The following is a 26962-nucleotide window of genomic DNA, read 5'->3' as shown; positions in this document are numbered from 1 at the left end:
GCGCGCGGCAGGCTGTACCCATGACTGATGCACAGCCGTTCGATGATGCGCAGCCCGAAGGCCCGTTGCCCCGCAGCGGTGTTCTGGAACGCGTCACCCTGATCATGGACTGCCTGGGCGAGGCGCCCGGCCACCTCCTGCTCGAAGAAGTTGCCGCCATTACCGGCCTCGCACGGTCGACAACCTTCCGTTTGCTCCGCCAGCTGGCAGACCTGGGCTGGGTAACTCAGGATGCCGGGGGCTATGTGCTTGGTCCGCGTTTGGCGTACCGCGGCGTGTTGTCGGATTTTGACGGACTCCGTGAAGCCGCATCACCGGTACTGGGTGAGCTGGCCGCCGCCACCGGTTACACCGTGCATCTGGGAATTATGCACCGGGGATTTGTGGACTACGTGGACAGAACCGGCGTTGGCGCGCAGTCGAGCGTACCCACCCGGATAGGAACCAGAATTTTCGCTCCGGAATCCACCGCAGGCATGGCAATGCTCTCCTGGCTCCAGCCGGAGGAGGTGGACGCCGTCATTGACCTCGCCGGGGTGAACCGGCCGGGCGGCCGCGAAGAGCTCCACCGGGAGCTTGCCGCTGTTCGGCGGCGCGGCGGACTGGCCTGCCGGGACGGCAGCCGCCATGCCAGCGGGGTCAGCTCGGTGGGCGCCGCGATCATCGGTCCCGGGGGACCGGTCGGTGCGGTGTCGGTGGCCCACCGGGGAGCCATCCCCGAGCAGGTCACCGGCCCGCTGGTACTGAACGCCGCCGCGGACATCAGTGCGGGGCTCGGCAACGAGAGCATCGGCAGGGCGCGGTGAAGCCCGGCAGCAGGCTCTGCTACGGTAACCAAACAAACGCTAGATAAAGGAGTCGCATGCTCGCCGAAATGGCCTTTTTTCGTTTGTGGAACTTACGGATCCCACGTCACACGGCACCTACAACCGCTGGCATCAGCTGGACCACCGGCCGGAAAACCTCGCCCTTCCCGGCGTTGCCTGGGGGGACCGCTGGGCGCGCACCGGCAAGGAAGCGGAACCTGTTCGGGGAACCGCGGTGGACGGAACTGACTACGTGGCGATGTATTGGTTCCGGTCTCCCGTGGAGGAGAGCATCGCGGCCTGGGACCGACTTGGCGAAGCTTCGTTCCAATGGGGCCGCGGTCCCATCATTCCGGGAGTCCGGCGGCCGCTTCTCGGTTTCTTCCGACCGGTCAAGGGCTATGCAGCGCCAAGGGTGCTGGTTGATCCGGACGTCCTGCCCTACCGTCCCAACCGCGGGATGCACCTGACCCTGACGCGCCACCCCGAGCCCCACAGCCGGGACGCACACGCCGCCTTCGCCTGGGAAGATACCCGCCTGATTCCGGAACTGCTCAACGTAGACGGAGTGGCCGGTGCCTGGACGTTCTCCTTCAGCCATCCGCAGCAGCACGGCACCCTGCCGTTCAAAGGTTCGGTGTCCGAGCCTGCCGGCGGCCTGCGAATCCGGATGCTCTACTTGGACGAGGATCCGGGCCGGGTGTCCCGGGCCGTCGCACAGACGGAACAGGGCGTGAACGCTGCACCTGACGCCCCTCGGAACACCGGCGAAGTGCTGTTCGCGTCGCCGCTGCAGACGATCATTCCGTGGCAGGACTGGTAACTTTCCGGCCCGTCCCCGTCCGCCGGACACCACCCTGCCATCCCAACCGCACCTGCCATCTCAACCGAACGGAGCGCACATGGCGCTAACAGATTCCACCGACAGCCTCGTCAGCATTGAATCGAACCAGGGGGTGGTGTGGCTGCGCTTCAACCGGCCGGACACCCTCAACGCGGTGTCCACCGCAGCGCTTGCAGCTCTCTCCGCAGCCTTGGAAGCGTCCCGGGATGCGGACACCGTCGTCATCACCGGAGCGGGCCGCGCCTTCTGTACCGGCGCCGACCTTGGCACAGACGTTACGGGAGCCACCGTTGCCGCTGCGGCCGAGGTGGTCTCCCTGATTGCCGAGATTCCCACGCCGGTGATCGCCGCCGTGAACGGTCCGGCTGCCGGCGTGGGTGCCTCCATTGCCTTTGCCTGCGATCTGGTGCTGGCCTCGGAATCAGCCTTCTTCCTTCTTCCCTTCCTGCCCCTGGGTTTGGTGCCCGACGGCGGGGCAACCCACGCCGTCGTAGCCGGCGCGGGCCGGATTCGAGCCGCGCGCATGGCGTTTGGCGGGGAACGGATTCCGGCGGCCCTCGCCGCCGAATGGGGACTGGTGGGGGAGGTGGTTCCCGATGATCGGCTTGCTTCCCGGGTCGACGACGTCGTCGCCCGGCTGTGCTCCGCGCCTCGCGCGGCGGTATCAGAAACCAAACGTCTGCTGCGTGCCGCGGAAGCTCCCGCCCTGCAGGCTGCACTGAACCGGGAGCTTGAGATTCAGTCGGACCTGCTGGGCACGCAGGAGTACGCACGGGCCCGCGAAGGATTCCTGGCCCGGAAGCCGGTGGATTTCCGCGGCGAGCGCGGCTGAAGGCGGTTGGTTGTCATGCCAGAAGTGCCCGCAGGGCTTTGTCCGTGAGCGGCAGCGGAGTGCCTGCCGATCGGGCACGCAGTGTCCGCCCAACGAGCGCCGCGCAGCTAACCGCACTGCAGTCCGGGCTGCTGCCGCAGCCTGAACCTGTTGCGGACAAGGTGTGGGCGATAGCCGCGCCCATCCCCGAGGGCAGCGTCACCCACACGCTCAGCTATGTACTGGTCAGCGCGGACTCGGCGTCGTTCTCCCTTCTGGATCCGGGGTGGGACTCACCGGAAAACCTTGATGCCCTCCGCCGGTCCCTGGGGCTGATCGGGCTTGCCCTCGGAGACCTGTCCACCGTCGTCGCCACCCATCACCACCCTGACCACCTCGGCATCGCCTCCACACTCAGAGCCATGACCGGTGCCAAGGTGGTGCTCTCGCGTGAAGAACGGGCGGTCCTGACGTACCAGCTCAGTCCCGGACTGCGGAGCCCGGCGGCGTATACCCGGGTCCTGTCGGCATGGGGGTGCCCGCTGCGCGCCGCGCCGAGCTTGTCGCTGCCTTTGCGCACACACCCGATTTTTCCGACATTGAGCCGGACGTGCTGCTGGATGACGGCGACGTGTTGGACCTGGGCGGACACAGCCTCACAGCTGTGGTGACACCCGGCCATACAGGGGGCCATTTATGTTTCGCCGACGATGACCGGGGACTGTTCTACAGCGGTGACCACATACTGCCGCAGATCCACTCCGGGTTTGGGCTCGGTGCACTCCCCGGAGACCAGCCGCTGCCTGATTACCTGACGTCACTGCAGTCCCTGCGGCGGTTCGGCAGGTATGAGGTGCTGCCGGGGCATGAGTTCCGCTTCCGCGGGCTCGACGCACGGGCAGCTGAGATTTCCGTGCACCAGCTGCGGCGCACGCTGCGCATTGCGGATCTGCTGCCGGAGCTGGGGGACACGCCGGTGTGGGACTATGCGCGGCTGCTGCACGGGCCAGGCTGGTCCCGTCTGTACGGATTCTTCCTGCATGCAGCACTGCGGCAGACCGAGATGCATCTGGAGCTGGCGCGAAGCCCGCACCTGGCCGATTTTGTTGGTCGTTACCCCGCGCTGGAGCCTTCGGGGTCCGCTTCAGCCGTCCTTTCCGACTAGGCACTCCCGCAGAACGGCCGGCAGCCGGATGGGCCGCTGATCCGGGGAGACGCTTACCAGCCAGTTGGATGCCGTGGCCACCAGGGCGTTGTCGGCGCGGCGCCACATTTCAAAGTCGAACCGCACCGAGGACGTGCCGATTTTGCCCACCCGGAGTTCGACGGTGATCTCGTCGAAGAGTTTGGCGGGCAGCAGGTAGTCGCAGTGGGTTGCCCTCGAGACGGTCCACCAGCCGAACCGCTCCAGCAGTGTGTCCTGCCGCAGGCCGTTCAGGAACAGGTATTCCGTCTGCAGGGCCTCCATGCGGGGAAACCAGGCGGCGTAATACAGGATCCCTGCAGGGTCCGTGTCCGCGTAGCTCAGCCGCTGCGTGTGTTCGTGCAGTAGCGGTCCCCGCTCCGCGGGAACTTCGTCGGTGTGAAAATCCGTCATCGCCATACCCCGTCATTCGCAGTATCCGGCTCCTGCCGTCACGGATGCGGGCCCGGGTTATGCTGGCAACATTACACAAGCAAGTGCTTGTCTTCCATGCCGCCAAGGGAGCACGCCATGACAGGGCGGGGCTTTGGAATCCGCCTGGGCGACGCCGTCGTCGTCACCGGTGCCGGGAGCTGAGAATGACTGGCACTCCGCACCAAAGACGGCGCTCATGGGAAACGTAGCCCCGACACGGACGGCCTTCAACGAAGACAAACCTAGCGTTTGATTGGTAGGGTGGGCTATCCGCACCGTCGCGGAGGAGAGGGCAGGAAACCGATGTCGATCACTATCGATCTCACAGACCGGGTTGTACTCGTCACGGGAGGCGCACGCGGTGTGGGTGCCGGCATTGTCGACGCGTTCGTCGACGCCGGCGCCGTCGTCGAAATCTGTGGCCGCACAGAACCGGAACCGGCAGCCGGAACCGCAGGGCAGGCAGTTAATTTCAGCGCCGTTGACGTGCGCGATGATGCGCAGGTGCGCGCCTGGGTGGCCGACGTCGTCGGGCGCCGCGGGCGCATCGACGTAGCCGTCAACAATGCCGGAGGCTCGCCCTTCGGACGCTTTGAGGCGGGTTCGGCGCGCTACCAGCGCGCAATCACCGAGCTGAACTTCCTGTCGGCAGCACAGCTGGCCAACGCGGTGCACCCGGTCATGATGGCACAGGAGCAGGGCGGATCGATCATCAACATCACCTCGATCAGCGCCCGCCGGCCCAGCCCCGGTACTGCGGTCTACGGGGCAGCCAAGGCCGCCTTGGAAAGCCTGACCGGCAGTCTGGCCGTGGAGTGGGCGCCGCGCATCAGGATCAACGCAGTGAGCTGCGGATTGGTGGCCACTGAGGGTGCAGCGGACCACTACGGGGACGCCGACAGCTACGCCCGCGTGGCGGCAACCATTCCGCGCGGACAGCTGGCCCGTCCGGCCGAGATTGGTGCCGCCTGCGTCATGCTCGCCTCACCGCTGGCCAGCCATATCACCGGAGCAGTGCTCGACGTCGACGGCGGCGGCGAATGGCCCGCTTTCCTGGCGCACACGCCGCACGCCGAGATTCTTAAACCTCATGAAGTAGAAGGAGCACACTGATGACCGAAGCGGTAATTGTCTCTGCGGTACGTTCACCCATTGGACGGGCCAACAAGGGTTCGCTGCGTGGGATGCGCGGCGATGACCTCGCCTCGCAGATGGTCCGGGCGGCCCTCGACGCCGTTCCCGGGCTCGACCCCGCAACCATTGATGATCTGATGATGGGCTGCGCCCAGCCGGCGGGGGAGCAGGGCTACAACATTGCCCGCATGGTCGCCATGCAGCTCGGCCTGGATTCCGTTCCGGCACGACGGTGCACCGCTACTGCTCCTCATCCCTGCAGACCAGCAGGATGGCGCTGCACGCGATCAAGGCCGGCGAAGGCGATGTGTTCATTTCCGCCGGCGTCGAGACTGTCTCGCGCTTCGGCTTCGGCAAGTCCGACGGCATGCCGGATACGAAGAACCCGGCGTATTTTGACGGCATGGAGCGCACCAAGGCCATGGCCAAGGACCCCGAGGCCCGCTGGAGCGATCCCCGCGAACGCGGAGAACACCCCGACATTTACATTGCCATGGGCGACACGGCCGAGAACGTGGCACAGCTGCGCGGCGTCTCCCGTGAGGCGCAGGACGAATGGGCCGTACGCAGCCAGAACCTTGCCGAGGCCGCAGCGGCCCGCGGCTTCTGGAAGACCGACATCACCCCGGTTACCCTGGCTGACGGAACCGTTGTCTCCACCGACGACGGCCCGCGCGCCGGCGTCACGCTGGAGAAGCTCTCGACGCTGCAGCCGGTGTTCCGCGAGCATGGCACCGTCACGGCCGCCAACTGCTGTCCGCTGAACGACGGCGCCGCGGCCCTGGTGATCATGAGCGACCGCCGCGCGGCCGAACTGGGCCTGACGCCGCTGGCCCGCATCGTGTCGACGGGCGTTGCGGCCATGACGCCGGAGCTGATGGGGCTGGGCCCCGTTGATGCCGTGGGCAAGGCCCTGGCCAATGCGCGGATGTCCATCGGCGACATGGACATTATGGAGCTCAATGAAGCCTTCGCCGCCCAGGTGCTGCCCTCCATCGACGACATCGGCATCGACCCGGACAAGGTCAACGTCAACGGCGGCGCCATTGCCCTGGGCCACCCCTTCGGCATGACCGGGGCGCGCATGACGACGACAGCCATCCACGCGCTGCAGGAGCGGGACGAGCAGTTCGCCGTGGAGACCATGTGCGTTGCCGGCGGCCAGGGCATGGCCATGATCCTGGAGCGGCTGAGCTAGCGCTGGCTGTTATGTCGGTCCCGGGCCTGCTGCCCGGACGCGAAAGGGCGGTTGCAGGGAATCCTGCAACCGCCCTTACTTGTGCGCTGACGATCAGTGCCGGGTTACCGGCTCACAGTTTTGATTTCAGCACCTTGCCGGTGCTGTTGCGCGGGAAATCATTGACGATGACAAAGCTGCGGGGCACTTTGTAATTCGCCAGCCTGGTTTTGCAGAACGCAGCAAGGTCATCAGCGCCCGGCATCGGATCGGCGTCGTGCAGCAGGGCAACGTAGGCCCGGCCCACCGACCCCATCAGCTCGTCGTCGACGCCGACCACGGCGGATTCGTTGACGGCGGGGTGCTGCCGCAGCACGTTTTCAATCTCCGCCGGGTAGACGTTGAAGCCGCCCACAATGAACATGTCCTTCAAGCGGTCCGTGATCTTCAGGCACCCGTGCTCGTCCAGCCGGCCAATGTCGCCGGTGTGGAACCAGCCCCCGCCGTCCACGGCATTCGCAGTGGCCTCCGGGTCATCGAAGTACCCCAGCATCACGTTGTCACCGCGGAGCAGGATCTCGCCGTCTTCGCCCACGGGCACATCAGCCCCGGCTGCGTCGACGACACGGATTTCGACGCCGGCAACCGCCGGGCCCGTGGTTTGCTTGGCGTGTTCCAAGGATTCACCGGGCCGGGACAGGGTCGCCACGACGCATTCGGTCATGCCGTAGGCCTGCGCCACGGTTCGGAAGCCAAGCACCTCGGACATGTCCCGGAACAGGGTCTCCGGGGCCGTTGCGGCGCCGGCAATGGCGAAGCGCAGGGAGGAGGTGTCATAGCTCTTCAGCTCCGGGTGATTCAACAGCGAGGTGAAGATGGTGGGCACGCCGGGCAGGACGCTGATGCGTTCGGTCTGGACCAGCTCCAGCAGCGCGGAGCCATCAAAGGTTTCCACCGGATAGATCGTGGCCCCGGCCAGAAGCGCGGCGATCACCCCTGCTTTGTAGCCGAAACCGTGGAAAAACGGATTGACCACTGCGTAGCGGTCCCCGGAGGACAGCTCAGCGCCTGCAGCCCACGCCCGGGCTACGCCGAGCGTCTGCCGGTGCGCGCTCATGACGCCCTTGGGAAGACCGGTGGTCCCGGAGGTGTACAGGATGTCGACGACGTCGTCGGGCTGTACCGCGGCAGCCGCCGCAGCGAAAGATTCCTCTTGACCTGTGCCGTCTGCGAGGAAGGATTTCCAGCTGCTTTCGCCGGGCTCATCCGCCGTGCCGTCGAGCCGCACGACAAGCCGTACCGCCGGCAATCCCGGCACCGGAAGGAACCCACCCGGTTCTTGAGCCCCGTCGCCGGGCGCATCAGCAGCCGCTGTGCGCAGCGCTTCCAGCGGCCGGCGGCCGAGGAAATCGTCAGCAACCACCAGGATGGAAGCACCGGAGCGCCGCAGGATCATCGCGGCCTCGTGTCCGGTGTAGCGCGTGTTTAGGGGACCACTGCCGCCCCGACCGACTGCGCACCCAGCATGGCGAGAATGAACTCCAGCCGGTTCGGGGCCCACAGGCCCACCCTGTCGCCCGGGCTGACGCCCTGCGCGAGGTAGGCGCACCCGGCCTCGCGGATACGGCCGCTGAGCTCACCATAGGAAACGGCAGTGCCTGCGGTGACGACGGCGGGGTGGTCGCCAAGCCGGTCCATGTCGGCAAGAAGCTGGGGAATGGTCCGTGCGTCGGAGAGATGCATTGAGGAATCCTTTCATTCCATGTGACAAAGAACGCAGTGGCGCGGCTAATACAGTAACGTGCCTAGAATGCGAGAGAATTGAACAAGTGCTTGGGTAAATAAATGTAAGAGGAGAATTGATGGCTGCCAGTAAGAAGACCGCACCTACCGCCGGAGAACAGGGGTCCGAGCGCCGCGAGCAGCTGCTCTCGATAGCCGGACGCCTAATCGCCACCCGCGGATACTCCGCGACGACCGTGCGCGACATTGCCGATGAAGCGGGCATCCTCTCGGGCAGTCTGTACCATCATTTCTCCTCCAAGGAAGCGATCCTTGAAGAAATTCTGCGGTCCTTCCAGGGCGGACTGCGGCAGCGCTCGGAGGAAATTGCCGCCGCAGGCGGCGGGCCGCGGCATGTCTTTGATGAACTCGTCCGGACTGCCTTTGTCACCATCGAAAAGCAGCCCGACGCCGTGGGCATCTACCAGAACGAGTCCGCCTTTCTGGCCAACCTTCCCGGTTTCGAGTTCGTGGCCGAAGAAGGCGCCCGGATCGAGTCGATCTGGCTGAGCGTGATCCGGGAGGGCCAGCGCGAGGGCGTTTTCCGCGCCGACCTTGACTCGGCAATTACCTACCGGTTCATTCGTGACGCCGTCTGGTCCACGGTGCGCTGGTTCCGCCCGGGCGGCCGGCACTCCGCTGAGAGCGCCGGCCGCCATTTCCTCGAGCTGATCCACTCAGGCCTCCTGCAGGACTGATTCGTTCAGGAGCCGGTCTAGTTCGGGACTTCCCTGGACCGGCTCCGCGGGGATCCAGCACCTCGCGGATCAGGTGCAGCTCCTCGTCCGTGGGAAAGCGGGTAAGCGGTGCACCCTCCACGTCGAGCGCAAACCCGGTGTTGGTGATGACTTCCTGGGGATCCACGCCCGGATGGACGGAGAGTACTGTGACCCGGCCGCCGTCGTCGTAGCCAAGGACGGCAAGGTTGGTGACAATCACGCCCAAGTGATGGAACCGCATGGACGTGCCGGCGGCACGGGCCCGGTCATTTCCGACGCCCGAAACCATATCCACCGCTTCGACGAACAGGCGTGCGCTGTGCCGGGAGACCCAGTAATCCACCCGGTGGTTGGCTGTGTTACCCGGGGCTCCCCGGACGCCGATGAGCTGGCGCTTGGGCTTGTTCCAGTCGCCGATCAGCGAGATGTTCTGGTTTCCGTAGCGGTCAATCTGACTCGCACCCATCATGCTCTGCCGCCGGCCGCTGGCCACAATGTCAAAGATGCGGCGGAACGGCGCCCACCCCTCGATGATTCCACCGCCGGCGGCCGTTTTGCCCAGCGGCGGCGCCTCACTCATCATGAAAGCCTCCCCGTCGCTGAGGACGAGGTCGGGGGCGTGGGTGAGCTTGGCGAGCCTGGCTCCGATGGTCGGAATCGTTCCGACGGCATGTGCGAGGATCTCACCGGATTCACGGTAGGTGTCTGAACACGCCGCAATGCAGATTTCGGCGATGGTGGGGTCTGCGCTCATTACTTCTTCTCCTGTACTGCGTGGAAGCGGGCAACCGCCTCGTGGTAGCCGGCCTCGTCGCCGCCGAGGAACTCGGCAACGAAGGCGCGCCAGCTGTCGGGGTCCTTGGCTGACGCCGCGTAGTGCTTCTGGAACGCCTCGTCACGGCCGTAGTCCGGCTCACAGGTAGTGAAGTGCGCCCCGCGGGGTGTCTCGATGACGCCGGTAACGTACATCCGGCTGAGCATCAGCGTGTGGAACGAGCCCTCGTCCAGCAGGTCCTGGGTTTCCACGATCTTCTCGGTGGTCACGAACGTACGCTCGGCGGCCATGGCAAACAGGTCATCGAAGTACGGATCCGGACCCAGGAACTGCGCGTTGCCTCCGCTGTCCGAGCGGTTCACATGGATCAGCGCCACGTCCAGCGGGGTCGCCGGCACTGCAACATACTCGTCGTCGGAGTAGGGGGAGCCGACGGTCTTGAGGTGCGGGTTGGCGGCCATGACATCGGAGCCGATGCCGGCCAGCGTCGGCAGGAAGGACAGCCGCGCGGCCGCGGCGCGAAGCCCGGTGACGAACATGCCTTCGTCGTACTCATTGATTTCCAGCTCGCCGCGTTCACGGGCTGCGGTAAACAGCGGGTCCAGGGCGATGCTGTCCAGCGACACGAAGCCGTAAATGAGCCTGCGGACCTTGCCCGCGGCAACCAGGAGACCGACGTCGGGACCGCCAAAGGCGACGACGGTCAGGTCGGTGACGTCGCTGCGCAGGAGCTCGCGGACCGCGGCCATGGGCTTTCGCCGCGATCCCCACCCTCCGATGCCAATGGTCATTCCTGACTCAATGGACGAAACCGCCTCACTCAGTCCAATCCTCTTATCGGGCATCCGGTCCTCTTTTCCCGCATCGTTGCGAAACCTAGCGCTTGTTTGGGAGCCAGACTAGCATGGCCCCGTGACGCCGTCCCGGCGGCGCGCAGGATTGGCAGCACGTTACGACGGGCGGTATGCGGCAACAGGAGAATACGGTCACAGCGTAGCGGGGGCCGTATCCAGCCGTTCCGCGGATGCCTCGGCGGGCTGCGGGGTGATGCCCAGCAGCCCGCCCAGACGGCGCCGGTGCTCGCGGGCGGCCCCGAACAGCTGGCCGGTGGCGTGGGCCCGTTTGAAGACCAGCTGGGCATCGTGTTCCCAGGTGATCGCGATACCACCGTGCAGCTGCACGGTTTCCGACGCCACGTGATCGAGTGCATCCGAGCACCAGGCCGCTGCGGCGGCGGCCCGCTCGGGCAGTTCCGCGGCATCCGTTCCCGCCGACCAGGCGGCGGCCCACGCCGTGGTGCGCGCCGTCTCCACCTGCAGGAGCATGTCGGCCATGCGGTGTTTGAGCGCCTGAAACGAGCCGATCGGGCGGCCGAACTGAACCCGCTGCTTCGAGTACTCCACGCTCATGTCGAGTCCGCGCTGGGCGGTGCCCACCTGCAGGCAGCTGACGGCAACGACGGCGATGTCGCGGATTCTCTCCAGTGCCGGCGCGGCGTCGGCGCGAAGCAGCCGGGCTGGAACCCCGGAAAACGTCAGGGTGGAGAAGCGGAGCGTGGTGTCCACGGCCGGAGTGTTCACCCGGCCGACCGCGCCGGCGTCAAGCACCTCGAAGAGGCCGGGCCCGTCCGGGGTTGCGGCGACGGCGATGATGGTGTCCGCGCTGCCGCCGTCAAGCACGAGGGTTGCCGTTCCTTCCAGCGTCCAGGTCTCGCCGGCGGTGGCTGCCAGGCCGGAAGGGGATGCAGTGTTCCATTGCCCGTGGCCGTCCGCCCAGGCCAGCGCCGCGATGGAGCTGCCCTCGGCAATTCCGGGGAGCAGCCGCTGCTTGGCGTCCTCGTCGTCGGACTCCAGGATGGCCGCGGCGCCCAGCACAGCGGAGCCAAGCAGCGGGCTGGGGGCCAGGGAATAGCCCAGCGCCTCCAGTACCAGCCCGGTCTCGAACCAGGTCACCCCGGCTCCGCCGTATTCCTCGGGAATGGCGAGCGAGGCAACGCCCACCTCCTCGGTCAGGACGCGCCACAGGTCGACGTCGTATCCGGTCTCGGAGGCCGCTGCGGCGCGTACTGCGGCGGAGGTTGCGTGGCGGCTGAGCACGGCGCGGGCGGTCCTGGCGAGCTCATTCTGTTCATCGGTCAGTGAGAAGTCCATGGTGTCCTCAGGAGGTGGGAGCCAAAAGAAGTGCTGCGAGGCGGGAGTAGTGGTACCGGGGCGTGCCCCACACGCCCAGCAGGGCGCGGACACGGGTAATCCACAGGCCCAGGTCGTGCTCCTCCGTGTAGCCGATGGCGCCGTGGACCTGGAGCGCCACCCGTGCGGCACGATTGGCTGCGTCTCCGGCGGCAATCTTGGCCGCGGAAACGCTGCGCGCCCTGTCCGGGCCCCCGAGGTCCAGCGCCGCGCCGTGAATCAGCGGACGGGCGAAGGTAAGTGCCACCCGTACATCGGCGAGCTGGTGCTTGAGCGCCTGGTATTCGCCGATCGCCCGGCCGAACTGTTCGCGGATTTTGGCATAGGAGACGGCTTCGGCCAGCAGCCGCTCACCCGCTCCGAGCAGCATCGCCGAGCAGGCCAGCGTGGCACGGTCGATGGCCAGGGTGACCGCTGCCGGATCCAGCGCGGCGCCCCTGCCGACGGCGGCAAGTTCGGAGAGTGTCCGCGTGCGGTCCACCGAGGCAATGCCGGGCCCGGATTCGGCCGCTGCGATGGAATCTGCCTGCACCACGAACTTGTGGGTGCTGACGGCCGCGTCGAGCGCGTACGGTGCAATGCCCGGCACGGCGGCGGTGGCCATAACGGAGCCGTCCATGATCCCGCTGAGCACGTCTGCAGCAACCAGCCCGGGCAGCAGTGCCGCCGTTTCAATGTACGGACCGGGGACTGCGTGGTAGCCCAGCCGTTCGAAGGCCACCGCGAGGTCCACGGCGGTGCCGCCCATTCCGCCGTCGGACTCCGGAACACACAGGCCAAACAGGCCGAGCTCGGCAAGCTGTGCCCACAGTGCGCGGCCGCCGGCGGTGTCACCGTCGGCCCAGGTCCGTGCGGCTTTCGTTCCGCCGGCGCTCTCGATAATGTCGTCGAGAGCCTCTCCCAGCGCCTGCTGCTCCTCATTCACCACAAACTTCATGATTTTCTCCTGCCGTCGCCGCCGCGGGGGAGGCCGAGTAGACGTTCCGCAATGATGTTGCGCTGGATCTCGTTGGTGCCCGCATAGATGGGCCCGGCAATGGCGAACAGATAGTCATCCACCCAGCGTCCATCGGCCGGCGCGGGAGCGCCGCGCAGTTCGGCCGCGGGGCCGAGCAGGGTCAGCGCCGTTTCGTGCAGGGCAATGTCGAGCTCGGACCAGAACACCTTGTTGACGCTGCCCTCGGCTCCGACGTCGCCGCCGTCCTGCAGGGTGCTCACGGTGCCCCAGGTATACAGGCGGTACGCCTCCGACTTGATCCAGGCATCCACCACGGCGTCACGTGCGACCGGGTCCTCGTACTGCCCGGTCTTCCAGAGGTCGATCAGGCGGTCGGAGGCGGCGCAGAAGCGGCCCGGAGCGCGCAGTGACAGCCCGCGCTCGTTGCCGGCGGTGCTCATGGCTACGCGCCATCCGTCGCCCGGCGCCCCCAGAACGTCCGCGTCGGGCACAAAAACGTCCTCGAAGAACAGTTCGGCGAACCCCGTGGATCCGTCCAGCTGGGCGATGGGGCGCACGGTGAGCCCCGGGGCGTCCATCGGGAACAGGAAATAGGTCAGCCCGCGGTGCCGGTCCGCGGCGGGATCGCTGCGGAAGAGCCCGAAGCCGCGGTCGGCCCAGACCGCGCGTGAACTCCACGTCTTCTGGCCGCTGAGCAGCCACCCGCCCCGTGCCTCGTCGCGGCGGGCGGTACTGCGGATCGCCGCCAGGTCGCTGCCTGCACCGGGTTCGGACCAGGCCTGTGCCCAGATCAGGGAACCGTCCGTCATGGCGCGGAGATAGCGCGTGCGCTGGTCATCGGTCCCGTGTTCAAACAGGATGGGGGCCAGCAGCGAGATGCCGTTCTGGGCTACCCGGGTGGGGGCGCCGGAGCGGTAGTACTCCTCCTCGAAGATGACCCATTCCACCAGCCCTGCATTGCGGCCGCCGAACTCCTCGGGCCAGGCCACGGCCGACCAGCGGCCCCCGGCCAGGGTGGCTTCCCATTCCCGGTGGGCGGCGAAGCCCTCGGCCGTATCCATCGACGGCAGCGGCGCCGCCGGGACATGTTCAGCCAGCCAGGCCCGTGCCTCGGCGGCAAACGCAAGCTGCTCATCTGTCAGATCGAGGTTCATTTGGCTGCCGCCGCATCCCGCATGCCTTTGACTCCCATTCCCGCCAGCGAATCGGCGCTGACTTCCGCGTTGTGTGCGTGTGCTGCATGGTGCAGCCCGAAGACCGAGTCCATGCCGGCACGCAGACCCTGCAGGTCTTCCGACTGGTTGACGGCCTTCTTGGCGAGGGCGAGCCCGAGGCGGGGCATGGCGCTGATCCGTTCGGCCATGGCCGTCACCGTGTCCTCCAGTTCCTCGCGGGGAACAACGTGGTTTACCATGCCCAGGTCGTGGGCGCGCTGGGCCGTGAAGCGGTCGCCGGTGAAGAGGAACTCCTTGGCCGCCCGGGGGTTCATGACCCAGGGGTGGGCGAAGTACTCCACTCCCGGAATGCCCATCCGGACCACGGGGTCCGAGAAGAACGCGTCGTCGCTGGCAACGATGAAGTCGCAGGACCAGGCCAGCATCAGCCCGCCCGCGATGCAGGCGCCCTGCACCATGGCGATCATGGGCTTGGGAATTTCCCGCCAGCGCCGGCACATGCCGAGGTACACCTCGGACTCCCGGGCGAAACGGGAGTCCACGCCCTCTGCGCCCACGTGGTCCCACCACATAACGGCCTTGCGCTCAAAGCTCTGGTCGATGTCACGGTCCGGAGTGCCGATGTCGTGCCCGGCGGAGAAGTGCTTTCCGTTGCCGGCGAGCACAATGACCTTCACGGCATCGTCCTGGACTGCAGCGGTAAAGGCGGCGTCCAGTGCGTAGGTAACCTTCGAATTCTGCGCATTGCGGTATTCGGGACGGTTCAGCCGGACGAAGGCCACGGAACCGCGCACCTCGTACGTTACAACCTCGCCGGAATCGTCATTCTTCATCGTGGCTCCTCTCTGAGACACTTCCCGCTGTGATGGAGTTCACCAAACAAGTGCTTGGTTTGCTAGCATAGGCGAAGCTCGACTTTATGACCAATGGCGGTGGGCGATGAAAGGTGTTTCGTGGATCTGAACTATTCACTGGAAGACGACGAGTTCCGTCGGGAAATCCGGGACTGGCTGGAATCCAATCTGGCCGGCAAGTTTGCGCACCTGCGCGGGCTCGGCGGATCCGGCCGGGAACATGAGGCCTTCGAGGAGCGCCTGGAATGGAACCGCCACCTCGCCGAACACGGCTGGAGCTGCGTCGGCTGGCCGAAGGAACACGGAGGGCGGGGCCTGAGCCTGCTCCAGCAGGTGATTTTCCACGAGGAGTATGCCCGGGCTGATGCTCCCGCCCGTGTAAACCACTTCGGAGAGGAACTGCTCGGCCCCACGCTCATCGCTTATGGAACCCCGGAGCAGCAGGCACGGTTCCTCCCGCGCATCGTGGCGGTCGAGGAACTCTGGTGCCAGGGCTATTCCGAACCGGGGGCAGGCTCGGATCTGGCCAACGTGTCCACCAAGGCCCGGCTCGAGGACGGGCAGTGGGTGATCGACGGGCAGAAAGTGTGGACGTCCCTGGCCCACCACGCCGACTGGTGCTTTGTGATTGCCCGCACCGGCGGCGGAACCCGCCGGCACGAGGGCCTGTCCTACCTGCTGGTCCCCATGGACCAGCCCGGCGTCGAAATCCGGCCCATCCTCCAGCTCACCGGCACCTCGGAATTCAACGAAGTCTTCTTCGACGGTGCCGTCACCGCCGAGGACCTCGTTGTCGGCACGCCGGGTTCCGGCTGGTCGGTCGCCATGGGAACCCTCGGCTTCGAACGAGGCGTCTCCACCCTGGCGCAGCAGATCGCCTTCCAGCGCGAACTTGACGCCGTCGTCGAACTGGCCCGCAGCAACGGAGCGATCAATGATCCGATCATCCAGGACCAGATTGTCGAGGCACACATGGGGCTGGAGATGCTCCGGCTTCACGGGCTCCGCACGCTGAGCGGCGAGCAGGGCATCGGGGCCTCCATCACCAAGCTGCTCTGGGCTCCCTGGCACCGCTCGCTGGGCGAACTGGCCATGGCAGTCGCCGGACCGGCAGGCCTGACCGTAGCCGAGGCGCCGTATGAGCTTGACGCCCTCCAAACCCTCTTCCTGTTCAGCCGCGCGGACACCCTCTACGGCGGCTCGGACGAAATCCAACGCAATGTCATTGCCGAGCGTGTCCTCGGCCTGCCTAAGGAGGCACGCGCATGATCGAATCACGCACCGCACAGCCCGTTCCCGCCTATGTTCCCGCCCATGGGCTGCTCACGGAACGGCGCGTCATTGTGACGGCGGCCGCCGGAGCCGGCATCGGTGCGGCGGCGGCGCGCCGGTGCCTCGAAGAAGGTGCAGCCCTGGTGGTCCTCGGCGACACCCACGCCGGCCGGCTGGAGGCTTCCGCCGCGGAGCTTGGCGCTGAATTCGGGAGCGGGCGGGTCCGCTGGGCGGTCTGCGACGTTACCGTCGAGGAGCACATCGAAGCACTGCTGGACCTCGCCGAGGAGGCCGGCGGCGTTGACGTCATGATCAACAATGCCGGGCTGGGAGGCACCGTCTCCATCCTGGAGATGACCGACGAGCAGTGGTCCAAGGTCCTCGACGTCACGCTCACCGGAACCTTCCGCAGCGTGCGCGGCGCAGCACGGCGTATGGTCCGCAACGGCACTAAAGGCGTCATCATCAACAACGCCTCGGTTATCGGCTGGCGTGCGCAGGAGGGCCAGGCACACTATGCCGCAGCCAAGGCCGGAGTCATGGCGCTGACCCGCTCCACCGCCCTCGACGTCGCCCCGTACGGAATCAGGGTCAACGCGGTTTCGCCGAGCCTGGCCATGCACCCCTTCCTCGCCAAGGTCACCTCCGATGAGCTGCTCGAGCAGCTCACCTCCCGCGAGGCCTTTGGAAGGGCCGCCGAGCCCTGGGAAATCGCCAACGTCATGGTGTTTCTCGCCAGCGGCTACTCGTCGTACATGACGGGTGAAGTCGTGTCAGTAAGCAGCCAGCAGGCCTGAGAGGACAGTTACCATGACCACCGCATACATTGTCGACGCCGTTCGCACCCCCGGGGGGCGCCGTGGCGGCTCACTGGCCGGCATCCACTCGGCGGACCTCGGCGCCCACGTGATTTCCGCCCTCGTTGAACGCACCGGGATTGACCCCGGAGCGGTGGACGACGTCATTTTCGGATGCACTGACACACTCGGCTCCCAGGCTGGGGACATTGCCCGCACCGCCTGGCTGGTTGCCGGGATGCCCGACCACGTCCCGGGCGTGACGATAGACCGGCAGTGCGGATCGAGCCAGCAGGCCGTGCACTTTGCCGCCCAGGGCGTCATGTCCGGAACAGCTGACCTTATTGTGGCCGGCGGCGTCCAGAACATGTCCGCAATTCCAATCTCGGCCGCCATGACGCTGGGGGAGCAGTACGGATTTACCACCCCCCTTGCCCAGTCTCCGGGCTGGCTGGCCCGGTACGGGGACCAGGAGGTGTCGCAGTTCCGCTCGGCCGAGATGATTGCCGAGAAGTGGAACATTTCCGCGGGGACATGGAAGAGTTCGCGTTGGAGAGCCACCTTCGGGCGATTGCGGCTACCGATGAGGGACGCTTCACACGTGAGATCGTGCCGATCGCCGGTTTGACCCAGGACGAAGGCCCCCGGCGGGGTACGTCACTGGAAAAGATGGCCTCGCTTCAGCCCCTGACGGAGGGCGGCCGCATAACGGCAGCCGTTGCCTCACAGATCACCGACGCCTCCAGCGCCCTGCTGATCGCCTCCGAAAGCGCCCTGGCTACGCACTCCCTGACCCTCGTGCCCGCATCCACCACCTTTCCGTCCGTGCCGATGATCCGGTCTGGATGCTCACCGGACCGATCCGCGCCACCGGATATGCCCTCGAACGGGCGGGCATGACAGTGGACGACATCGACCTCTTCGAATGCAATGAGGCCTTCGCCTCCGTGGTTCTCGCCTGGGCCCAGGAATTCAGCATTGACCGGGAGAAGATCAACGTCAACGGCGGAGGGATAGCGCTGGGACATCCCATCGGCGCAACCGGTACCCGCATCATGGCGACACTGCTCAATGAACTTGAGCGCAGCGGAGGACGGTACGGGCTCCAGGTGATGTGCGAGGGCGGCGGCCAGGCCAACGTCACCATCATCGAACGCCTCTGAACTGAATAGGTTCCCGGACGAAGAAGACGGCAGCCGGGTCCGGGGTTCGGAACGGGAAGGAGGCTGCAGCCAACGCTGCAGCCTCCTTCTGCTTCCCCGGAAGCAGTTCTCCTAAACGCAGACGCCGACGGTGCCTGCGGCGGCCTTCAGCCGCAGGACCGCCTCGTCGACGATGCGGTCGACCAGCGCTTCACAGGAAGGCAGTTCGTTGATGACGCCCACCGCCTGGCCGGAAGCCAGCATTCCTGCTGAGGTGTCGCCGTCAACGAGGCCCGCCTTCAGGAGCATGGGCGTGTTGGCGGCCAGCATCATCTGGTTCCAGCTCCTGCCCGTACCGCGCTTCATCGACAGGCCGTCCCGCGCCATCTCCCGCCAGGACTGGCCGGAGAGTTCCTTGAACTGCAGGGACCGGCGCAGAGTCGGCAGCAGCTGCCGCAGCCGCCCCGCCTCTTCGAGGGAATTCACGAATTCGGTGCGGAGCAGCCGGTGCGGCATTCCGTCGGCTTTGGCGGTGACCACGGTGCCGTCCAAGCCGAAGGAAAGGTAGCGCTGCTTGATGTCTTCGGGCACCGAGCTGTCGGAGGTGAGCAGGAACCGGGTGCCCATGCCGATCCCGACGGCGCCGTAGGCCAGAGCCGCTGCCAGGCCGCGGCCGTCGAAGAAGCCGCCCGCCGCTATGACGGGAATATCGACTGCATCGACGACGGTCGGCAGCAGCAGTGTCGTGGGGATGGAGCCGGTGTGCCCGCCGCCTTCCCCGCCCTGGATCATGACGGCGTCCGCACCCCAGGCCGCCACCTTTTCAGCGTGCCGCGCTGCGCCGACCGAAGGAATCACGACAACGCCGTGTTCCTTGAGCTTGTCAATCAGCTCACGCTTCGGCGCCAGGGCAAGGAAGCCACCTTGACCCCGTACTTGATCAGCAGTTCCGCGCGTGCGGGCGCATCAGCGGCGTCGGCGCGCAGGTTGACGCCAAGGGCCGCTCTGTGCGGCTCTTGACCTCCACGATGGCCTTTTCCAGCTGCTCGAGCGTCATGGTCGCCGAGGCCAGGATTCCCAGCGCTCCGGCCTGCGCTGTGGCCGTCACGAGCTTGGGTCCTGCCACCCAGCCCATGCCCGTCTGCACAATCGGGTGGTCGACGCCGGTGAGCGTGGTCAGCGGGGTGGAAATGCGGTTGCTGGTACTCATGAAGGAACCTCGTGTTCTCTGCGCTTCCGGGGATCAAGAACTTCCCGGATGAGCCGGAGCTCCTGCTCATCGGGAAGGCGGGTGGTGCGGGCTGGGGTTCTCATGTGAAGCGGGAAACCCGTCGCTTCACGGACTTCGTCGAGGCCTACTCCGGGGTGCAGCGATACCAGCGCCATGCCGGAATCGGGGGCGCTGAAATCGAAGACGCCGAGGTTGGTCACTACCCGGTGCAGGCGGTGGAACGGGAAGGCTGCGGCCCCGTCGGCGCGGGCGCGGTCCAAGCCGACGCCGGTCACGAAGTCCACTTTGTCGACAAAGGTGCGCCGGCTGTGGCGGGGGAACCAGTAACTTGTCATGTGGTTGACGGTGTTGGTGGCGGCGGCCCGGGTGCCCAGCAGCTGCCGCATCGGCCGGGCATGCCCGCCGATGGCGGACAGGTTCTGGTTGCCGAAACGGTCAATCTGCGCCCCTCCCATCACCACGTGGCGCCGCCCGGCCGCGATCAGTTCGAACAGTTCACGGTACGGCAGGTAGCCGGCCGAGACGGTGCTGGGCTCATCGACGGCCGGCACATCGCCCAGGATGGTGGATTCACCGTCACTGATCATCAGGTCCGGGGCGTGCGTCAACAGTGCGAGGCGGACTCCGATGGTCGGCACCACGCCGGCCGGACTGGCCAGAATGTCGGCCTGGCCGCGGAACAGGTCGCTGCAGGCCGCGACCGCGACCTCGGCGCGCGTAATCGTGCTCATTGCACACCCGCCAGGTTCGCGCGGTAGGCGTCGTCGTCGACGTCCAGATAGCGCGCACTGAAACTCCGCCACGCCTCAGGCGATGCCGCCGCCTGCGCGTATTCGCGCTGGAACGCCTCGTCGCGGCCGTAGTCCGGAAGGCAGGACGTGAAGTGGGCGCCCCCGGGAGACTCCACCACATGATCGACCATGGTGCGGTTCAGCAGAAGGGTTGAGGGATGGGCACCGCGGGTGAGCTCGGCAGTGGGAACGATCTGTTCGGCACTGACAATAGTTTGGCAGCTGCGCGGGCAAACAGGTCGTCGAAGTACGGGTCGGGGCCCAGGCACTGGGCAGCGCCCAGCTTGTCCGCACGGTTCAGGTGCACCAGCGCCAGGTCGAGGGGAATCGCCGGCATGGCGACGAGCACCTCGCCGTCGTCGTACGGGGAGGTGATCGTGCGGATGGCGGGATTCACCGCAAGTGTGTCCGCGCCGAGGCCGGAGCGGGTCGCTTCGAAAGGCAGCCGCCGTCCGGCCGCACGGAGGCCGGAGACCAGCATGGATTCATCAAGCTCCGTGACTTCCACTGCTCCGGACTGCCGGGCCGCGGCAAAGTGCGGTTCAACCGAGATCGAATCCAGGGTGACGAACCCGTGTACCACCCGCCTGGCCTGTCCGGTGGCACAGAGGACTCCGACGTCGGGGCCGCCGAAACTGACCACGGTCAGGTCCCGCACGCCCGAGCGCACGAGGGCCCGCACCAGCGCCATCGGCTTGCGCCGGGAGCCCCAGCCGCCAAGGCCGATGGTCATTCCATCGGCGAACTGCCCGATGACCGCATCGGCATCGAGCACCTTGCCCGTCATTTGTCGGTGGAGTGCCCGGAGGCGACGAAGTCGTCACGCAGGTCGTCAGCGACGCCGCCAAGGTTGAGCTCAAAGGTGAAGCCCTGTTCCCAGCGGTAGTTCTTGACGACGTCAACCGGATCGATCCCGTTCAGGGCCTCCTTGGCGGCGCGCACAACCCGGGTGTCCTTGGCGGCGATCTCATCCGCGAGGGCGAACGCTGCGGCATCAAGCCGGCCGGCCGGGACGACCTCGGCCACGCTGCCCAGTTCAGCCAGGCGCTGCGCGGTGATGGTGCGGCTCGTGTAGTACAGCGTGCGCAGCAGGTGTGCCGGCACCAGCCGGGAGAGGTGGGTTGCCGCCCCCAGTGCCCCGCGGTCCACCTCCGGAACGCCGAAGTAGGCGTCTTCACCCGCGATGATAATGTCGGCGCTGCCGGCCAGCCCGACGCCGCCGCCGAGGCAGAAGCCGTTCACTGCCGCAATGACGGGCACCGGGCACTCGTAGATCGCTTTGAAGGCGAGGTAGCAGCCGCGGTTGGCGCCGAGAATGGCGTTGAAGCCCTCGGTGGCCTGCATTTCCTTGATATCCACGCCGGCATTGAAGCCCCGGCCTTCGGCCCGCAGGACGACGACGCGGGTATCCGGATCCCTGCCTGCCTCATTGAGTGCCTCGCTGATTGCAAACCAGCCCTCCACCGGCAGTGCGTTCACCGGGGGATAGTCCATAGTTACCGCACGCACGCCGTCGTGGTGCATCTTCGATGTAATTGCCATAATGTGAGCCTACCTAACGTTTGCTTGATACCCTAGCATTTGCTTGGTAGACGGTACACTGCAGAACATTGCAGTCAACTCAAAGGAGAGACACGACATGACCGGCATCTGTGAAGGACGAGTCGCCATCGTGACCGGGGCGGGCCGCGGGCTGGGGCGTGAGCATGCCCTTGAGCTGGCACGGCAAGGTGCCAAGGTGGTTGTCAACGATCTCGGAACCACACTCAACGGGGTGGTGGAGGCTTCGGGCCCGGCCCGCGACGTCGTGGAGCTGATCCGTGCGGAAGGCGGAGAAGCGGTAGCCAACGGGGCAGACGTGGCCGATTTCGACCAGGCAGCCGGGCTTGTGCGCCAGGCCATCGAGACGTTTGGACGGCTGGACGTCCTGGTGAACAACGCCGGCTTCGTCCGGGACCGCATGCTGGTGAACACCTCGGAAGAGGAGTGGGACGCCGTCATCCGCGTACACCTGAAGGGACACTTCGCACCGCTGCGCCATGCCAGCGAGTACTGGCGGTCCGAGGCCAAGGCCGGCCGCACCCACGACGCCCGCGTCGATTAACACCTCATCGGGAGCCGGACTGCAGGGAGCGTCGGGCAGGAAGCTACTCGGCAGCCAAGGCGGGCATCGCCGCTCTGACCCTGGTTGCAGCCCAGGAACTGGGCCGTTACGGTGTGACGGCCAACGCCATTGCCCCCTCTGCCCGGACCCGCATGACCGAAGGGGCGTTTGCCGCAGCAATGGCTGTTCCGGAAAGCGGTTTCGACGCCATGGACCCCGCCAATGTCTCGCCCATCGTCGCCTGGCTCGCCAGCGGCTCCTCCGCCGCTGTGACCGGACGCGTGATCGAAGTCGAAGGGGGCCGCATCTGCATTGAGGAGGGCTGGAACCACGGCCCGGCCGAAGACGCCGGACAGCGCTGGGATGCCGCTGCCGCAGGTGACGCGATCCAACAGCTGCTGGCCAAGGCCGCTGTGCCCGAGCCGGTGTACGGCGTATGAGCGGGGCACGTGCCGGAACGGCGGAGGACACCGGAACGGAAGGCGCGGGAGCCTGGGCCGGGCGCGCCCTCGGTGAGCGCACCGTCGGCTACAGCGAGACCGACGCCATTCTTTATGCGCTGGCCGTCGGCGCTCCGGCCAGCGATCTGGAACTGGTTTTCGAAGACCGCCTGCGTGTACTTCCGTCCTTCGGTTTGACGCTGGCGCAGTGGGCACCCGACGTCCTCGCGGAGCACGGCGCTTTCGACAACCGGGCCGTGCACGGCTCGCAGGAGCTGACCGTCCTGAAGCCGCTGCCTCGGGCCGGGGAAATCCGGCTCAACGCCCGGGTGGGGGAGGTTTGGGACAAGGGCGCCGCCGCGGTGTTCAACGTCATTGTGGAGTGTGAGTACTTCGTCGCGACGTGGAGTCTTTTCGCCCCGGGCTTCGGCGGCTTTGGCGGCAGCCGCGGGCCGTCCCGGCCTGCGGCCATGAGCGGGGATCCGCAGGGCCGCGCCGCCGTCGTCCAGACGCTCCCCAACCAGGCCGCCCTGTACCGCCTGCTGGGGGACCGGCACCACATACACGTGGACCCGGAGGCAGCCCGGCGCATCGGCCAGGACCGGCCCATCCTGCACGGTCTGGCATCGCTGGCTTCCGCCACGCTGCCGCTGGCCGATCTGGCCGGAGCGCACCCGGCGGACCTTATTCAGCTTGCCGGCCGCTTCGCCGGCGTCGTGTTTCCGGGAGACGAAATCTCCGTTCGAGCCTGGGAAGGCGGCCGCTTCGACGCTGCCGTGGCGGACCGCCCCGTGATCACCGAAGGTTTGGCGGTATTCCAATGAACATCCCGGAATCCCAGCTGACGTCCGGGCCGGACGGAGCAGCGTGCATCTGGCTCCCGCAGACCGGCAGGCACGGAGCGTTATGAGATGAATCACATGAAGCGGCCGGTCTGCGATACGATCGCGGCGAGGTCCGCCGAGCCGTGACCGAGGTCGTGAAGACCATCACCACAGAGTCTTAACGACACCAAGAGAGGGCAAGTAATGAAAATTGTTGTATTGATGAAAGAGGTCCCGGATACCTGGGGCGACCGCACACTGGATTTGGAAACCGGTCTGCTGAACCGGGCCGGAAGCGATCTCGTGCTCGACGAGATTAACGAGCGCGCCCTTGAGGTAGCGCTGACACACCGCGACAGCCACCCGGATACCGAGGTTGTCCTCCTTTCCGTCGGCCCTTCCACCGTGCCGAACAGCCTGCGCAAGGGCCTTGCCATGGGCGGGGACCGCGCAGTCCACGTCGAGGATGCCGCACTGCTGGGTGCTGACATGACGCTGACGGCTGAAGTCCTCGCCGCTGCCGTCCGCTCCATAGGTTTTGACCTCGTGATAGCAGGCAACCTGTCCACGGACGGGGAGGCGGAGTCCTTCCCTCCATGCTGGCCGAATTGCTGGGAGTTGCCGGAGCAAGTTCGCTGAGCACCGTCGAGATCACTGACTCTGCCGTCTCCGGACGGCGCAACACCGAGTCGGGTGCCTTCGAGATGAGTGCGCAGCTGCCCGCCGTCATCTCCATCACGGAAGCACTTCCCGATGCCCGGTTCTCAAACTTCAAGGGCATTATGGCCGCCAAGAAGAAGCCGTTCGAAACCCTGTCCCTGGCGGACCTGGGAATTACCGTGGACGAGTCGACCGGCCGGTCCATTGTAATCGCGGTGGCGCAGCGCCCGGCCCGCACCGCCGGTATCCGTATTGAGGACGACGGCGACGCCGGCCAGCAGATCGCCGATTTCCTTATCCAGAACCAACTCATTAAAGGACGTTCATAATGACCGCCTACCCTTCGAACCCCATTCTCGTGCTCGTCGATGTCTCGCCGTCGGGCCAGCTGCGCAGCAGTGCTGCAGAGGTCATCGGCGCCGCTTCCACGGTGGGCACGCCTGTGGCCCTTGCCGTTGCCGCGCCGGGCAGTGCGGACCGGCTCAGTGCTGAGCTGGCGGCGCTGGGAGCGGGTTATGTCATGGTCAGCGAATCGGACGAGCTGACGACGGCGTCGGTTTCGCCGATCGTGGATGCGCTCAGCGCAGCCGCCGCAGCGCTTTCCCCTGAGGCCGTGCTGGTCTCGAACTCCGTGCAGGGCAGGGATGCCGCGGGGCGCTTTGCCGCCCGCTCCGGCTCTCCGATTGCGGCCGACGCCGTAGGTGTCTCCCGGGATGAAGAGGGCGTTGTGGCCCACCACTCGGTCTACGGCGGCGCCTACAACGTCGATTCCGCAGCTTCCACCGGCTCGCTTGTCATCACGCTGCGCCAGGGCTCCTCAAGTGTCCGGGCCGAGGCGCAGGACGGCGCTTTCGAGGTGCTCGCAGTTACCGCTTCGGGCACACCCGACGCGCAGATCACCCATTACGAAGAGACGGTTGCCGCCTCGTCGCGCCCCGAACTGCGCGGTGCTGAAGTAGTCGTTGCCGGCGGCCGCGGCGTGGGTTCGGGCGATAACTTCGCCCTCGTGGAGAACCTCGCCGATGCGCTCGGCGGAGCAATCGGTGCGTCGCGTGCAGCAGTGGACGCCGGATATGTGCCGCAAACAATGCAGGTTGGCCAGACGGGCGTTACCGTCGCTCCGCAGCTCTACATTGCACTGGGCATCTCCGGTGCAATCCAGCACCGCGCCGGCATGCAGACCGCCAAGACCATCATCGCGATCAACAAGGACGCCGACGCGCCCATCTTTGAAATTGCGGACTTCGGCGTCGTGGGAGACCTGTTCAGCGTAGTGCCCCAGCTGGTCAGCGCGATCGAAGCGAAGCGGGGGTAGCTCCATGGTGAGGAAGGGGCTGCCCCGGGTTCCCGGCGGTGCCGGCAATGTCGGCACCGCGGACGCCGGATCCGCTGACGGTTCGAGGGAGAAGGATCAGGACGCCGCGGCAACGGCTATGCCGGATGCAGCGGGGCCGGCTGCCGGTCCTGCAGCGCCTGCGGGACGGCGCCAGGGGCTTCCCCGCCCGGGCGCCGGCGGTGCCGTTCCATCCGCTGCCCAAGCGGCACCGGCTCCGGTTTCGGAGTCCGCCGGTGCATCAGCCCCGGCTGCTGCACCGGCGGCGGGCCGGCGCCGGGGCCTGCCCCGATCCGGCTGCGGACGGCAATGCCGCACCTGCTGCCGCCCAAGCTGCACCGGGGGCTGCTGCTGCGCAATCGGCTGCACCGGCTGCGGCTGCTGGGCGGCGCCAGGGGATGCCGCGGCCGGCTGCCGGCGGCGGGTTTCCTCCCGCGGCGGAAGCTGCCGCTCCGCAACCGGCCGCCGTTTCGGCTCCGGCGTCCGCTGCCCGAAGCCAGTCTCCTGCCGGACGGGCTGCACCGCTGAAACCGGCGGGGGAGCCGGCGGGAACGCCGCCGGGTGCCGGCTCCGGCCGCAGCCGCCTGGTGCGCGCCGGAATTGGAGCCGCCGTGCTTCTGGGGCTCATGGCCGTGGTCGTGCTGGTCGCACGGTGGCTGGTTACGCTTGAATCAGTGCAGGGCTTCATCAGCGAATATCCGGGTGAGAGCCATCTTCCGGACGGCGCACCCGTGGGCCTGCCGGGTTGGCTCGGCTGGCAGCACTTTTTCAACGCGTTCTTCATGGTCCTTATCATCCGCTCGGGCTGGCAGGTCCGGACGCAGCGTAAGCCGCCGGCCTCCTGGACCCCGCGCTGGGGGAAGAACCCGAAAAAGATCAGCATCACCCTGTGGCTGCACCAGTCGCTGGATCTGCTGTGGCTGGTCAACGGTGCGCTCTTCGTGGTTCTGCTCCTGTTCACCGGCCAGTGGATGCGGGTGGTGCCCACGAGCTGGGACGTTTTCCCCAATGCCCTGTCGGCTGCCCTGCAGTACGCGTCACTGGACTGGCCCACGGAGAACGGCTGGGTCAACTACAACAGCCTGCAGGTGCTGGCCTACTTCACCACGATCTTTATCGCAGCCCCCTTGCTGCCGTTAGCGGATTCCGGATGTCCGATCTCTGGCCTTCGAAGGCCAAGCGGCTAAGCGCCGCCTATCCCATCGAAGCGGCACGGGCCATCCATCTTCCCGTGATGTTCTATTTCGTCGGATTCATCATCGTGCACGTCGCCCTGGTGCTCTCCACCGGGGCCCTGCGAAACCTGAATCACATGTACGGCGGGCAGGACGCGGTGAACTGGTTCGGCTTCTGGATCTTCTTCCTCTCGCTGCTGGCCATGGCGGGCGCCTGGTTTGCGGCCCGTCCGCTCATCCTGGCACCGATTGCCTCGCTCTTCGGCAAGGTGGGACGCTAGCCGGAGCTAACGTTCCAAGCACTCCGGGCGGCTGCGGCCGCCCGGAGTGCTTCTTGGCCACGGGAGAGCG

Annotated in this window: 29 protein-coding genes and 4 pseudogenes; 18 read left to right on the top strand and 15 right to left on the bottom strand. The window is 66.6% G+C overall.

All coding sequences use genetic code 11. The annotated features are described in order from the left end of the window. Positions 1–20: 20 nt before the first annotated feature. The 5 genes from OL239_RS10605 to OL239_RS10585 all read left to right on the top strand — a co-directional run bounded on the left by OL239_RS10605 (position 21) and on the right by OL239_RS10585 (position 3626). A complete protein-coding gene (locus OL239_RS10605) occupies positions 21–806 on the top strand; it encodes an IclR family transcriptional regulator (protein ID WP_268908909.1) in 786 nt (261 codons plus the stop codon). Positions 807–891: 85 nt separating this feature from the next. Further along, complete coding sequence (locus tag OL239_RS10600) at positions 892–1629, top strand: hypothetical protein (RefSeq protein WP_268908908.1); 738 nt, start codon at positions 892–894, stop codon at positions 1627–1629. A 79-nt stretch (positions 1630–1708) separates the two neighbouring features. Then, complete coding sequence (locus OL239_RS10595) at positions 1709–2482, top strand: enoyl-CoA hydratase-related protein (RefSeq protein WP_268908907.1); 774 nt, start codon at positions 1709–1711, stop codon at positions 2480–2482. A gap of 44 nt (positions 2483–2526) precedes the next feature. Then, the gene (locus OL239_RS10590) at positions 2527–3132 is read left to right on the top strand and encodes an MBL fold metallo-hydrolase (protein WP_268908906.1); all 606 of its coding nucleotides are present in this window, start codon (positions 2527–2529) and stop codon (positions 3130–3132) included. Further along, positions 3072–3626 (top strand): MBL fold metallo-hydrolase, encoded by a 555-nt coding sequence (locus tag OL239_RS10585; protein WP_329609195.1) that lies wholly within the window; start codon positions 3072–3074, stop codon positions 3624–3626. The genes OL239_RS10590 and OL239_RS10585 overlap by 61 nt, the downstream gene beginning before the upstream one ends. Here the strand turns inward: OL239_RS10585 and OL239_RS10580 are convergent. Then, complete coding sequence (locus OL239_RS10580; protein ID WP_268908905.1) at positions 3606–4058, bottom strand: acyl-CoA thioesterase; 453 nt, start codon at positions 4056–4058, stop codon at positions 3606–3608. The two genes, OL239_RS10585 and OL239_RS10580, sit on opposite strands and share 21 nt — an antisense overlap. Before the next feature lie 324 nt (positions 4059–4382). On the opposite strand from OL239_RS10580, the gene OL239_RS10575 reads away from it, so the two are divergent. Next, positions 4383–5192, top strand: a complete 810-nt coding sequence (locus OL239_RS10575) for an SDR family oxidoreductase (protein ID WP_268908904.1) — start codon at positions 4383–4385, stop codon at positions 5190–5192. Further along, positions 5192–6411 (top strand): annotated as a pseudogene (locus tag OL239_RS10570) (acetyl-CoA C-acetyltransferase). The gene OL239_RS10575 and the pseudogene OL239_RS10570 overlap by 1 nt, the downstream one beginning before the upstream one ends. A gap of 112 nt (positions 6412–6523) precedes the next feature. On the opposite strand, the gene OL239_RS10565 reads toward OL239_RS10570, so the two are convergent. After that, positions 6524–6814: an AMP-binding enzyme gene (locus OL239_RS10565; protein ID WP_268911737.1), complete on the bottom strand. Its 291-nt coding sequence runs from the start codon at positions 6812–6814 to the stop codon at positions 6524–6526. A gap of 174 nt (positions 6815–6988) precedes the next feature. Next, positions 6989–8088, bottom strand: a pseudogene (locus OL239_RS10560) (AMP-binding protein); the annotation flags it as partial. A 164-nt stretch (positions 8089–8252) separates the two neighbouring features. On the opposite strand from OL239_RS10560, the gene OL239_RS10555 reads away from it, so the two are divergent. After that, positions 8253–8870 (top strand): TetR/AcrR family transcriptional regulator, encoded by a 618-nt coding sequence (locus tag OL239_RS10555; RefSeq protein ID WP_268908903.1) that lies wholly within the window; start codon positions 8253–8255, stop codon positions 8868–8870. On the opposite strand, the gene OL239_RS10550 is transcribed toward OL239_RS10555, so the two are convergent. The 6 genes from OL239_RS10550 to OL239_RS10525 form a co-directional block, all read right to left on the bottom strand. After that, complete coding sequence (locus OL239_RS10550; RefSeq protein ID WP_268908902.1) at positions 8752–9645, bottom strand: CoA-transferase subunit beta; 894 nt, start codon at positions 9643–9645, stop codon at positions 8752–8754. The genes OL239_RS10555 and OL239_RS10550 overlap by 119 nt on opposite strands. After that, positions 9645–10511, bottom strand: a complete 867-nt coding sequence (locus OL239_RS10545) for a CoA transferase subunit A (RefSeq protein WP_268908901.1) — start codon at positions 10509–10511, stop codon at positions 9645–9647. Before OL239_RS10545 ends, OL239_RS10550 begins: the two co-directional genes overlap by 1 nt. A gap of 141 nt (positions 10512–10652) precedes the next feature. Further along, positions 10653–11816: an acyl-CoA dehydrogenase family protein gene (locus OL239_RS10540; RefSeq protein WP_268908900.1), complete on the bottom strand. Its 1164-nt coding sequence runs from the start codon at positions 11814–11816 to the stop codon at positions 10653–10655. A gap of 7 nt (positions 11817–11823) precedes the next feature. Further along, positions 11824–12792, bottom strand: coding sequence for an acyl-CoA dehydrogenase family protein (locus tag OL239_RS10535; RefSeq protein ID WP_268908899.1), 969 nt, complete (start codon positions 12790–12792; stop codon positions 11824–11826). Further along, the gene (locus tag OL239_RS10530; RefSeq protein WP_268908898.1) at positions 12789–13967 is read right to left on the bottom strand and encodes an acyl-CoA dehydrogenase family protein; all 1179 of its coding nucleotides are present in this window, start codon (positions 13965–13967) and stop codon (positions 12789–12791) included. The genes OL239_RS10535 and OL239_RS10530 overlap by 4 nt, the downstream gene beginning before the upstream one ends. Continuing rightward, positions 13964–14821: an enoyl-CoA hydratase gene (locus OL239_RS10525; RefSeq protein ID WP_268908897.1), complete on the bottom strand. Its 858-nt coding sequence runs from the start codon at positions 14819–14821 to the stop codon at positions 13964–13966. The genes OL239_RS10530 and OL239_RS10525 overlap by 4 nt, the downstream gene beginning before the upstream one ends. 120 nt (positions 14822–14941) lie before the next feature. Between OL239_RS10525 and OL239_RS10520 the strand changes: the two genes are divergently transcribed. From OL239_RS10520 to OL239_RS10510, 3 genes and pseudogenes are all read left to right on the top strand, one after another. Continuing rightward, on the top strand, positions 14942–16111 hold the full coding sequence (locus tag OL239_RS10520; protein WP_268908896.1) for an acyl-CoA dehydrogenase family protein: 1170 nt from the start codon (positions 14942–14944) through the stop codon (positions 16109–16111). Then, entirely contained in the window at positions 16108–16911 is an 804-nt protein-coding gene (locus OL239_RS10515; protein ID WP_268908895.1) for an SDR family oxidoreductase, read from the top strand. Before OL239_RS10520 ends, OL239_RS10515 begins: the two co-directional genes overlap by 4 nt. 13 nt (positions 16912–16924) lie before the next feature. Beyond that, positions 16925–18074: pseudogene (locus OL239_RS10510) on the top strand (acetyl-CoA C-acetyltransferase). A 111-nt stretch (positions 18075–18185) separates the two neighbouring features. Here OL239_RS10510 and OL239_RS10505 read toward each other — a convergent pair. The 6 genes from OL239_RS10505 to OL239_RS10480 form a co-directional block, all read right to left on the bottom strand. After that, on the bottom strand, positions 18186–18911 hold the full coding sequence (locus OL239_RS10505; protein ID WP_268908894.1) for an NAD(P)H-dependent flavin oxidoreductase: 726 nt from the start codon (positions 18909–18911) through the stop codon (positions 18186–18188). Between the two features lie 82 nt (positions 18912–18993). Beyond that, positions 18994–19263, bottom strand: a complete 270-nt coding sequence (locus OL239_RS10500) for a nitronate monooxygenase (RefSeq protein ID WP_268908893.1) — start codon at positions 19261–19263, stop codon at positions 18994–18996. Continuing rightward, positions 19260–20015 carry a CoA-transferase subunit beta gene (locus tag OL239_RS10495; protein WP_268908892.1) on the bottom strand — a complete coding sequence of 252 codons (756 nt, stop codon included), beginning with the start codon at positions 20013–20015 and terminating at the stop codon, positions 19260–19262. Before OL239_RS10495 ends, OL239_RS10500 begins: the two co-directional genes overlap by 4 nt. Next, on the bottom strand, positions 20012–20206 hold the full coding sequence (locus OL239_RS10490; protein WP_268908891.1) for a hypothetical protein: 195 nt from the start codon (positions 20204–20206) through the stop codon (positions 20012–20014). The genes OL239_RS10495 and OL239_RS10490 overlap by 4 nt, the downstream gene beginning before the upstream one ends. An 8-nt stretch (positions 20207–20214) precedes the next feature. Then, positions 20215–20862 carry a CoA transferase subunit A gene (locus OL239_RS10485; RefSeq protein WP_268908890.1) on the bottom strand — a complete coding sequence of 216 codons (648 nt, stop codon included), beginning with the start codon at positions 20860–20862 and terminating at the stop codon, positions 20215–20217. Then, positions 20859–21617 (bottom strand): enoyl-CoA hydratase family protein, encoded by a 759-nt coding sequence (locus OL239_RS10480; RefSeq protein ID WP_268908889.1) that lies wholly within the window; start codon positions 21615–21617, stop codon positions 20859–20861. Before OL239_RS10480 ends, OL239_RS10485 begins: the two co-directional genes overlap by 4 nt. Before the next feature lie 97 nt (positions 21618–21714). On the opposite strand from OL239_RS10480, the gene OL239_RS10475 reads away from it, so the two are divergent. From OL239_RS10475 to OL239_RS19515, 7 genes and pseudogenes are all read left to right on the top strand, one after another. Further along, the gene (locus tag OL239_RS10475) at positions 21715–22179 is read left to right on the top strand and encodes an SDR family NAD(P)-dependent oxidoreductase (protein ID WP_268908888.1); all 465 of its coding nucleotides are present in this window, start codon (positions 21715–21717) and stop codon (positions 22177–22179) included. Beyond that, complete coding sequence (locus tag OL239_RS10470) at positions 22062–22619, top strand: SDR family oxidoreductase (protein WP_268908887.1); 558 nt, start codon at positions 22062–22064, stop codon at positions 22617–22619. Before OL239_RS10475 ends, OL239_RS10470 begins: the two co-directional genes overlap by 118 nt. Continuing rightward, positions 22616–23443 (top strand): MaoC/PaaZ C-terminal domain-containing protein, encoded by an 828-nt coding sequence (locus tag OL239_RS10465; protein WP_268908886.1) that lies wholly within the window; start codon positions 22616–22618, stop codon positions 23441–23443. Before OL239_RS10470 ends, OL239_RS10465 begins: the two co-directional genes overlap by 4 nt. A gap of 204 nt (positions 23444–23647) precedes the next feature. Then, positions 23648–24432 (top strand): annotated as a pseudogene (locus tag OL239_RS10460) (electron transfer flavoprotein subunit beta/FixA family protein). Further along, positions 24432–25418, top strand: a complete 987-nt coding sequence (locus OL239_RS10455) for an electron transfer flavoprotein subunit alpha/FixB family protein (RefSeq protein WP_268908885.1) — start codon at positions 24432–24434, stop codon at positions 25416–25418. The pseudogene OL239_RS10460 and the gene OL239_RS10455 overlap by 1 nt, the downstream one beginning before the upstream one ends. A 125-nt stretch (positions 25419–25543) precedes the next feature. Beyond that, positions 25544–26623 carry a cytochrome b/b6 domain-containing protein gene (locus tag OL239_RS19520; RefSeq protein WP_329609194.1) on the top strand — a complete coding sequence of 360 codons (1080 nt, stop codon included), beginning with the start codon at positions 25544–25546 and terminating at the stop codon, positions 26621–26623. Beyond that, positions 26587–26892 (top strand): hypothetical protein, encoded by a 306-nt coding sequence (locus tag OL239_RS19515; RefSeq protein ID WP_329609193.1) that lies wholly within the window; start codon positions 26587–26589, stop codon positions 26890–26892. The genes OL239_RS19520 and OL239_RS19515 overlap by 37 nt, the downstream gene beginning before the upstream one ends. Positions 26893–26962: the final 70 nt, after the last annotated feature.

Source organism: Arthrobacter sp. ATA002 (assembly GCF_026898095.1).
Lineage (GTDB): Bacteria > Actinomycetota > Actinomycetes > Actinomycetales > Micrococcaceae > Arthrobacter_B.
Note: the sequence above shows the minus strand (reverse complement) of the source record. Positions and strands in the feature narration are given on the sequence as shown.

Excerpts from the sequence above, each read along its gene's own strand:
- OL239_RS10605 (WP_268908909.1), top strand. The coding sequence starts at position 21 with ATGACTGATGCACAGCCGTTCGATGATGCGCAGCCCGAAGGCCCGTTG.
- OL239_RS10595 (WP_268908907.1), top strand. The coding sequence starts at position 1,709 with ATGGCGCTAACAGATTCCACCGACAGCCTCGTCAGCATTGAATCGAAC.
- OL239_RS10580 (WP_268908905.1), bottom strand. The coding sequence starts at position 4,058 with ATGACGGATTTTCACACCGACGAAGTTCCCGCGGAGCGGGGACCGCTA.
- OL239_RS10575 (WP_268908904.1), top strand. The coding sequence starts at position 4,383 with ATGTCGATCACTATCGATCTCACAGACCGGGTTGTACTCGTCACGGGA.
- OL239_RS10565 (WP_268911737.1), bottom strand. The coding sequence starts at position 6,814 with ATGTTCATTGTGGGCGGCTTCAACGTCTACCCGGCGGAGATTGAAAAC.
- OL239_RS10555 (WP_268908903.1), top strand. The coding sequence starts at position 8,253 with ATGGCTGCCAGTAAGAAGACCGCACCTACCGCCGGAGAACAGGGGTCC.
- OL239_RS10550 (WP_268908902.1), bottom strand. The coding sequence starts at position 9,645 with ATGAGCGCAGACCCCACCATCGCCGAAATCTGCATTGCGGCGTGTTCA.
- OL239_RS10545 (WP_268908901.1), bottom strand. The coding sequence starts at position 10,511 with ATGCCCGATAAGAGGATTGGACTGAGTGAGGCGGTTTCGTCCATTGAG.
- OL239_RS10540 (WP_268908900.1), bottom strand. The coding sequence starts at position 11,816 with ATGGACTTCTCACTGACCGATGAACAGAATGAGCTCGCCAGGACCGCC.
- OL239_RS10535 (WP_268908899.1), bottom strand. The coding sequence starts at position 12,792 with ATGAAGTTTGTGGTGAATGAGGAGCAGCAGGCGCTGGGAGAGGCTCTC.
- OL239_RS10530 (WP_268908898.1), bottom strand. The coding sequence starts at position 13,967 with ATGAACCTCGATCTGACAGATGAGCAGCTTGCGTTTGCCGCCGAGGCA.
- OL239_RS10525 (WP_268908897.1), bottom strand. The coding sequence starts at position 14,821 with ATGAAGAATGACGATTCCGGCGAGGTTGTAACGTACGAGGTGCGCGGT.
- OL239_RS10515 (WP_268908895.1), top strand. The coding sequence starts at position 16,108 with ATGATCGAATCACGCACCGCACAGCCCGTTCCCGCCTATGTTCCCGCC.
- OL239_RS10500 (WP_268908893.1), bottom strand. The coding sequence starts at position 19,263 with ATGAGTACCAGCAACCGCATTTCCACCCCGCTGACCACGCTCACCGGC.
- OL239_RS10495 (WP_268908892.1), bottom strand. The coding sequence starts at position 20,015 with ATGAGCACGATTACGCGCGCCGAGGTCGCGGTCGCGGCCTGCAGCGAC.
- OL239_RS10490 (WP_268908891.1), bottom strand. The coding sequence starts at position 20,206 with ATGGTCGATCATGTGGTGGAGTCTCCCGGGGGCGCCCACTTCACGTCC.
- OL239_RS10485 (WP_268908890.1), bottom strand. The coding sequence starts at position 20,862 with ATGACGGGCAAGGTGCTCGATGCCGATGCGGTCATCGGGCAGTTCGCC.
- OL239_RS10480 (WP_268908889.1), bottom strand. The coding sequence starts at position 21,617 with ATGGCAATTACATCGAAGATGCACCACGACGGCGTGCGTGCGGTAACT.
- OL239_RS10475 (WP_268908888.1), top strand. The coding sequence starts at position 21,715 with ATGACCGGCATCTGTGAAGGACGAGTCGCCATCGTGACCGGGGCGGGC.
- OL239_RS10465 (WP_268908886.1), top strand. The coding sequence starts at position 22,616 with ATGAGCGGGGCACGTGCCGGAACGGCGGAGGACACCGGAACGGAAGGC.
- OL239_RS10455 (WP_268908885.1), top strand. The coding sequence starts at position 24,432 with ATGACCGCCTACCCTTCGAACCCCATTCTCGTGCTCGTCGATGTCTCG.
- OL239_RS19520 (WP_329609194.1), top strand. The coding sequence starts at position 25,544 with ATGCAGCGGGGCCGGCTGCCGGTCCTGCAGCGCCTGCGGGACGGCGCC.
- OL239_RS19515 (WP_329609193.1), top strand. The coding sequence starts at position 26,587 with ATGTCCGATCTCTGGCCTTCGAAGGCCAAGCGGCTAAGCGCCGCCTAT.